Origin of the sequence: Kocuria sp. (assembly GCF_030536815.1) — a bacterium.
In the GTDB taxonomy this organism is placed as follows: domain Bacteria; phylum Actinomycetota; class Actinomycetes; order Actinomycetales; family Micrococcaceae; genus Kocuria; species Kocuria gwangalliensis.
The window spans coordinates 1-2,115 of the sequence record NZ_JAUNPE010000118.1 but is presented as its reverse complement, the minus strand read 5'-3'; the positions used below and the strand labels follow the sequence as shown (position 1 = coordinate 2,115).

Here is a 2,115-nt window from a genome sequence, read left to right as displayed (position 1 = left end):
CGATCCGCGGGGCGGCTCGTCCGTTGCGGGGCACCTACGCTTGACGCATGGGCGCGTGGAAAACCGGAGCGGGTGTCGTGAGGTTCCCGGACGGGCGGGCCGTGCGCGGGACCGGAGTGCGGCGGCGTCGGCGGGGGAGTGGGGCGCCGGAATTCGCGGTCTATTTACTGCGGAAGGACCCCCGCATTCACGCGTGGCCGTATCGCTGGGTCGAGTGGCCGGACTTCCGTGTTCCTGCGCACACCCTTGACGCCGTGGCGGCACTGCGCGAAGCCCATGAACGGGCGGTGTCCGAGCGCGTGGAGATCGCGTGCGGCGGGGGAGTCGGTCGCACGGGAACGGCCATTGCCCTGCTCGCCGTGATGAGCGGGGTGGCCGCCGACGACGCCGTGGCCTGGGTTCGTGCGCACTATCACCCGCGTGCCGTGGAAACTCGCGCTCAGAAAGCGTGGCTCAAGCGGACGGCTGAGCTCATGTAACAAACTAGCCCCATGGGAAATGGTGGGGATCGTCCAGTCCGGTGGAGCGTGTTTCCCTTCCTGGTTCTCACCATGGCCGTGGCGATCGCCGGATTAATCTCGTCCGACCTGGTCGATGCCGTGGTGTGTGCTCTCGTGGCCGTGATCGGTGCCGCGCGGAGTCTGTTGCGTCGCGATCCATGGACCCGCGCGGATGACCTGACCACGCTCAGGCTCGGGCTCATCGTGATTGTCTCGGCATTGTTCTTGGCCGGCGACGACCCGGGGTTCACCTGGACCGCCGTGGCGCTGGGTGCAACGGCCCTGGTCATGGACGGCCTGGACGGGAAAATTGCGCGCAGCACCGGGAGCACCCGCGCCGGTGCGCTGTACGACGAGACCGTGGACGCGCTGTTCATCCTCATTCTGTCCGTGGCACTCGTTGCCCTGTGGGGACCGTGGTGCCTGATCCCGGGACTGATGTATTACGTGTTCCATCTGGTGGTCGTTCTCCGTCCGGCGTGGCGGCGGCAGCTGCCCGCATCCCTGAGTCGCAGGGTGATTGCCGCCGCCCAGGGGATCCTCTTGCTCGCCGCGGGCACACCGATTGCGGTGGCCGTTCCGCCGTTCGGGGTGCTCTGCGTCGCGGCAGCGGTGGTGTCGGTGCTGTACTCGTTCGGGCGGGACATCGTGTGGCTGGAAGGTCATGGCGTTCGCTCCGGCACCTGAGCCGCTCAGCGACACAGACGCGGCCCCGGGCATTTCCGTGGCCCGTCCGGCGGCGTGCTGACCATAGACTGAAACGCATGCATCAGTCAGAACAGGATCACGCACTTGTGCTCGAGTCCCGGACCGTGCTGCCCACCGATCACGGCGTCTTCACCACGTGCGCCTACACCTTTGGCAACGTCACACACGTGGCCATGCTGATGGGCGATCCGGCTCAGGCCGAGGCGCCGATCGTGCGTATGCACAGTGAATGCCTTACCGGAGACACCCTCGGTTCGCACCGCTGCGACTGCGGCGATCAGCTGGAGGCGGCCCTGCAGGCCATTGCCGCGGAGGGCACGGGGATCCTGTTGTACTTGCGCGGCCATGAGGGCCGTGGGATCGGCCTGGCCGCCAAGCTGCGGGCCTATGCGCTCCAAGATGACGGTATGGACACCGTGGACGCCAATCGGGCGTTGGGTTTGCCGGACGATGCCCGGGATTACACCGCGGCCGCGGAGATGCTCAGGCACCTGGGGATCCCCACGGTTCGCCTCTTGTCCTCCAACCCGGCCAAGGCGGAAGCTCTAACCAGCCTGGGTATCACGGTGGCGGACCGGGTGGTGCTGCCGGTTCTGGACCGGCCCGAGAACTCCCATTATTTACAGACCAAGCGCCGGCGCATGCGCCATGATCCGCTGGCCGGACGGGTCTCCGTACAGGAAGACACCTTCCCGGTCTACAGGACCCTGGCCGAGCACCCGGAGATCGTCGCGCAATTGGCCCAGAGCGCGGACGGTTTCATTGCGGCCCGCGGCGGGGACGCGGAGTTCGTTTCCGGCGAGGCCGATCGCACCCACCTGCATCGGTTACGCGCAGCGGTGGACGCGGTGGTGGTGGGGGCCACCACGGTCACCCGGGACGACCCGCAGCTCACGGTACGGGCCGT

Annotated in this window: 3 protein-coding genes; all 3 read left to right on the top strand. The window is 67.5% G+C overall.

Going from position 1 to position 2,115, the window contains the following annotated elements; genetic code table 11:
• The first annotated feature begins 47 nt into the window (after positions 1 to 47).
• Positions 48 to 479 carry a protein-tyrosine phosphatase family protein gene (locus Q4E95_RS10005; RefSeq protein WP_303383169.1) on the top strand — a complete coding sequence of 144 codons (432 nt, stop codon included), beginning with the start codon at positions 48 to 50 and terminating at the stop codon, positions 477 to 479.
• A 48-nt stretch (positions 480 to 527) separates the two neighbouring features.
• Entirely contained in the window at positions 528 to 1,187 is a 660-nt protein-coding gene (locus Q4E95_RS10000) for a CDP-alcohol phosphatidyltransferase family protein (protein ID WP_303383168.1), read from the top strand.
• Between the two features lie 77 nt (positions 1,188 to 1,264).
• Positions 1,265 to 2,115, top strand: an 851-nt coding sequence (ribA, locus tag Q4E95_RS09995; protein ID WP_303383167.1) for a GTP cyclohydrolase II, incomplete at its 3' end; no start/stop codon positions are given.

Bases quoted from the DNA above. Each gene is read 5' to 3' on its own strand.
- Q4E95_RS10005 (WP_303383169.1), top strand. From the start codon at position 48: ATGGGCGCGTGGAAAACCGGAGCGGGTGTCGTGAGGTTCCCGGACGGG.